This window comes from Mycobacterium sp. E1747 (assembly GCF_001667775.1).
Classification (GTDB): domain Bacteria; phylum Actinomycetota; class Actinomycetes; order Mycobacteriales; family Mycobacteriaceae; genus Mycobacterium.
Genome location: NZ_LZJI01000068.1, coordinates 1 through 4,304, shown reverse-complemented (window position 1 = coordinate 4,304; position 4,304 = coordinate 1). Strand labels below are relative to the sequence as shown.

The following is a 4,304-nucleotide window of genomic DNA, read 5'->3' as shown; positions in this document are numbered from 1 at the left end:
CCAGCCCGGCGCCGGCCGCGCAGGCCAACAACACCTCGCGGTCGCGCGGAGACAGCCGTCGGAGCCAGCCGGTCCCGACATCAGCGAGGGCGGCCGCGAATTGGCGCGGGGCCCCTTCCCGGCCCAGCGACGCCCCGGACCCCACGAGCAGCACCTGCAGCGCGGCGTCCAGGCTCCAGGCCAGCCGCGGTACCCGTTTGCGGCTAAAGATGGTTTCGGCCAGGGACGGCACATCCGTCCGCCTCCGCAAGAGCCACCACCCGATCGCCGCGAGCGCGCCGCCGACCATCGGCCCCACCGCGCGGCGCACCGGGCTGCTGGCAGCGACCCCGGCCAGCAGCGCGCCGAAGGAGTAGTTGTACGTGACGTGCTGGACGAAGCGCAGCACCACTGTCGTCGCCAATCCGGCCACCCCGGCCAGCAGCCCGACGATGACCACGGCACAGAAGAAGTCGACGTTGCGGCGGGCGGGCGGTCGAGCCACATCACGAATGTAGGGGTTAGCGCTTGGCGGCGCCGGTTCCGCCCTTCTGGGGCAGCGCCGCGGCGGCGGCCTCGCGTTCCTCCGGTGCGCCCCGCAGGCCGTGCCAGAACAGATTGATCATCAGTTCGGCCGCCTCGTCGGCGTCGATGTCGCCGGTGCTGAGCTGGTTGGCCATCGCCTCGCCCGCCCCCACCAGCGCCACGGCCATCATCTCGTGTTCGCGATCAGTCCGGGTGGTGCGGCTACCGGCCCGCACCAGCCCGGCGACCAGCTCGATGATTTGTTCTCGCCCCTCGCGCACCATGTGCGCGAACGCCTGGGAGCTGGTGGCCTGGGTGTACATCACGATCCACGACGCCCGGTTGGCGTCGATGTAGCGCATGAACGCCACGATCGTGTTGCGCAGCAAGTCTTTTGGGCTTTGGGTGAAGTCGATGTCGGCGCGCACCGCGTCGATGAACCGGCCCATCTCCCGGTTCAGGCAGGCACCGAACAGGTCCTCCTTGGAGCCGTAGTACAGGTACAGCATCGGCTTGGAGATCTGCGCCGCGGCGGCGATCGCATCCATCGAGGTCTCGTGGTAGCCGTTGACCGAAAACATCTGGACGGCGGCGTCGAGCATCTGCTGCTCGCGGACAGCGCGCGGTAACCGCTTGGTGCCACCCGCCATTGCTTACCTCTCTAGCCCGTCTATCCGACTCCAGGTTAAGCAACGCGAGGCGGCCGCACACACGGTAGTGGCCATGACGGCGACCCGCTTCGCGCGGCTTGGACGGTGCTTGCGATCACCGCTAGTGGCCGCAGGCTGGGCTACGGCCCTTCATCGTCGCCACCCGCCCTAGCGCGTCGTCGACCCGCTGCCCGGGCAGTTCGCCGGCGGCCACCGCCTTCTCCAGCCGGTCCAGGACCGCGGGCACCTCGTCGGTGGTGACCCAGAGCGCGACGTCGGTGCCGGCCTGCAGGGTGCGCAGCACCGCCTCGGCGACGCCGTACCGGTCGGAGATGGCGCCCATGCTGGACAGGTCGTCGGTGAACACCGGGCCGTTGAACGGCGGGGCACCGTAGCCGACGCCGTCGCGCAGCAGCCGCACCGCCGCCGGGCTCAGGCTCGCCGGGTCGTCACCGGTGAGCCCGGGCACCTGCAGGTGGCCCAGCATCACCGCGACCGGGGCGGCGGTCACCAGCGTCCGGTAGGGCACCAGGTCGACGCCCTGCAGTTCGCTCAGGGGGGGCGTCACCACGCCGCCGGTGTGCGAGTCCCCGGAGCCGTGCCCATGCCCGGGAAAGTGCTTGAGCACCGGCAGTAGGCCCGCGTCGCGCAGGCCTTGCGCGTACGCCCCGGCGTAGGCGGTGACCGTGCTGGGATCGCCGCCGAACGAGCGGTCCCCGATGACGCCCTCGGTGACGTCGGTGACGTCGACGACGGGGGCGAAGTCGATGGTGATGCCCAGGTCGCGCATCTTCTTGCCGCGATCGGCCGCCATGTCGTGGACCTGAGCGGGGGTCTGGGTCTGGGCCAGTTGCCGGGGCGACGGCGCCGAGCCGATCAGCGATCGCAACCGCGAGACTCGGCCACCCTCCTCGTCGACGCTCACTGCCAACGGCAGCGGCCCGGCCTTCGCCGCGATGTCGGCGAGCGGGCCCTTGAAGATCGACAGATCCGTCCAGCTCCCGATGAAGATGCCGCCGACGTGGTAACCGTTGACCACCGAGCGGGCGTCGTCGGCGTTCTTCACGCCCACCATCAGCAGCTGCGCCAGCTTGTCGCGGACCGGCAGCGTGGTGACGTCACCGCAGGCCGGCGGTGCGGGCGCGGCCGCGGGCTTGCTGACCGAGGTCGACGGGCCGGGCGGCCGGGCGGCGTGGTGGGCGCAGCCCGCCACCAAAGCCGACACGGAGGCGAGCACGGCCCCCGCGACGGTCATGGTGCGCGAGAATGACATCGGGCCATGTTTGCACGGCGGGGTCCCGGCCCCCGGGTCTGGGGAGCGGCGAGGTTTTCCCGTTCGGCCACGCGGGCATTCCTGGGCAGGTGCTAGCTGGGCTAGCGGGGGGCGAGATCAAGGAGCCAGCGATGACCGGTTTCACCCTGGCGGCCGCCGCCAGCATCGCGGTGGGTCTGACGATCGGGGTCACGACCACCCTCGGCGTCACGCCGGCCGTCGCCGACCACGGCGTGACCGGGGTGCGGGTCCGCCCCGCCGCGCTGATTCCGCTGGAACCCCACCTGGTGCAATACGGCGACCGGTGCTTTCACGGGCACTGTCTGCCCTGACGAGCGCTCAGGGGCGCCGGCCACGCTTCTGCTAGGTTGGCGCTAGGCCGCCGCTACGTTTCGAAGATCCTGTAAGGAGCCGTCGATGAACCGGATCATTGCGCCCGCCGCCGCGAGCGTGGTGGTGGGTCTGTTGCTCGGCGCGGCAGCGATCTTCGGCATCACGTTGATGGTGCAGCAGGACACGAAACCGCCACTCCCCGGGGGCGATCCGCAGTCGTCAGTGCTCAACCGGGTCGAGTACGGCAACCGTAGCTAGCCCGGTCACTCGGGCCGGCGCGCCGGCCGTGGATTCGCAGGCCGCGCGCGTGTCGCGCCGGTGGCTGTGGTTGGTCGGGGCGATCGCCCTGCTCCTGACCTTCGCCCAATCCCCGGGCCGGGTCTCCCCCGATACCAAGCTCGACCTCACCGCCAACCCGCTGCGCTTCCTGGCCCGGGCCACCAACCTGTGGAACAGCGAGCTGCCGTTCGGGCAGGCGCAGAACCAGGCCTACGGGTACCTGTTCCCGCACGGCACCTTCTTCGCGATGGGTCACCTGTTTTCGGTGCCCGGGTGGGTCACCCAGCGGCTGTGGTGGGCGCTGCTGCTCACCGTCGGCTTTTGGGGGCTGTTGCGGGTGGCCGAAGCGCTGGGCATCGGCAGCCCGGCGTCCCGGGTGATCGGCGCCGCCGCGTTCGCCCTGTCGCCGCGGGTGCTGACCACCCTGGGGTCCATCTCGTCGGAGACCTTGCCGATGATGCTGGCGCCGTGGGTGCTGCTGCCGACGATCCTGGCGCTGCGCGCGTCGGGCAACCGGTCGGTCCGGGCCCTCGCCGCGCAGGCCGGCCTGGCCGTCGCGTTGATGGGCGCGGTCAACGCGATCGCCACGCTGGCCGGCTGCCTGCCCGCGGTGATCTGGTGGGCCTGCCACCGCCCCAACCGGTTGTGGTGGCGCTACACCGGGTGGTGGTTGCTGGCGCTCTTCCTGGCGATGCTGTGGTGGGTGGTCGCGCTGGTGATGCTGCGGGCCATCAGCCCGCCCTTCCTGGACTTCATCGAATCCTCCGGTGTGACAACGCAATGGTCGTCGCTGACTGAGATCCTGCGCGGCACCGACAGCTGGACGCCGTACGTAGCGCCGACCGCGACAGCGGGCGCGCCGTTGGTGACCGGGTCGGCGGCCGTCCTGGCTACCTGTCTGGTCGCGGCGGCCGGGCTGGCGGGGCTGGCGAATCCGGCCATGCCGGCCCGCGGACGGTTGGTGACGATGCTGTTGACCGGGGTGGTGCTGATGGCCGCCGGCTACAGCGGGGGGCTCGGCTCGCCGGTGGCGCACACGGTGCAGGCGTTCCTGGACGCCGGCGGAGCGCCGCTGCGCAACGTGCACAAGCTGGGGTCGGTGGTCCGCATCCCGATCGTGCTGGGCATCGCGCAGGTGTTGGGCCGCATACCGCTCCCCGGTTGGGGGCCGGCCCCCGGGTGGCTGCGCGCGTTCGCCCACCCCGAGCGCGACAGGCGGGTGGCCGTCGCGATCGTCGTGCTGACGGCGCTGCTGGTGAGCACCT

The 4,304-nt window shown here is 71.3% G+C and carries 6 protein-coding genes; 3 read left to right on the top strand and 3 right to left on the bottom strand.

Going from position 1 to position 4,304, the window contains the following annotated elements:
- From A5695_RS07345 to A5695_RS07335, 3 genes are all read right to left on the bottom strand, one after another.
- The coding region (locus A5695_RS07345; RefSeq protein WP_197515384.1) for a chloride channel protein at positions 1-484 on the bottom strand (484 nt) is incomplete at its 3' end.
- Positions 485-500: 16 nt separating this feature from the next.
- A complete protein-coding gene (locus A5695_RS07340; RefSeq protein ID WP_068079530.1) occupies positions 501-1,154 on the bottom strand; it encodes a TetR/AcrR family transcriptional regulator in 654 nt (217 codons plus the stop codon).
- Positions 1,155-1,275: 121 nt separating this feature from the next.
- Entirely contained in the window at positions 1,276-2,427 is a 1,152-nt protein-coding gene (locus A5695_RS07335; protein WP_068079528.1) for a glycoside hydrolase family 3 N-terminal domain-containing protein, read from the bottom strand.
- A gap of 131 nt (positions 2,428-2,558) precedes the next feature.
- Here A5695_RS07335 and A5695_RS07330 point away from each other — a divergent pair, with 131 nt between their 5' ends.
- The 3 genes from A5695_RS07330 to A5695_RS07320 form a co-directional block, all read left to right on the top strand.
- Positions 2,559-2,759, top strand: coding sequence for a hypothetical protein (locus tag A5695_RS07330; RefSeq protein WP_068079527.1), 201 nt, complete (start codon positions 2,559-2,561; stop codon positions 2,757-2,759).
- A gap of 85 nt (positions 2,760-2,844) precedes the next feature.
- Entirely contained in the window at positions 2,845-3,018 is a 174-nt protein-coding gene (locus A5695_RS07325) for a DUF2613 domain-containing protein (RefSeq protein WP_065443914.1), read from the top strand.
- Positions 3,019-3,046: 28 nt separating this feature from the next.
- Positions 3,047-4,304: alpha-(1->3)-arabinofuranosyltransferase family protein (locus tag A5695_RS07320; protein ID WP_369830165.1), on the top strand; the 1,258-nt coding region annotated here is incomplete at its 3' end.

What these genes read in the sequence shown, in the direction of transcription:
- A5695_RS07340 (WP_068079530.1), bottom strand. Translation starts at nt 1,154, where the DNA reads ATGGCGGGTGGCACCAAGCGGTTACCGCGCGCTGTCCGCGAGCAGCAG.
- A5695_RS07335 (WP_068079528.1), bottom strand. Translation starts at nt 2,427, where the DNA reads ATGTCATTCTCGCGCACCATGACCGTCGCGGGGGCCGTGCTCGCCTCC.
- A5695_RS07330 (WP_068079527.1), top strand. Translation starts at nt 2,559, where the DNA reads ATGACCGGTTTCACCCTGGCGGCCGCCGCCAGCATCGCGGTGGGTCTG.
- A5695_RS07325 (WP_065443914.1), top strand. Translation starts at nt 2,845, where the DNA reads ATGAACCGGATCATTGCGCCCGCCGCCGCGAGCGTGGTGGTGGGTCTG.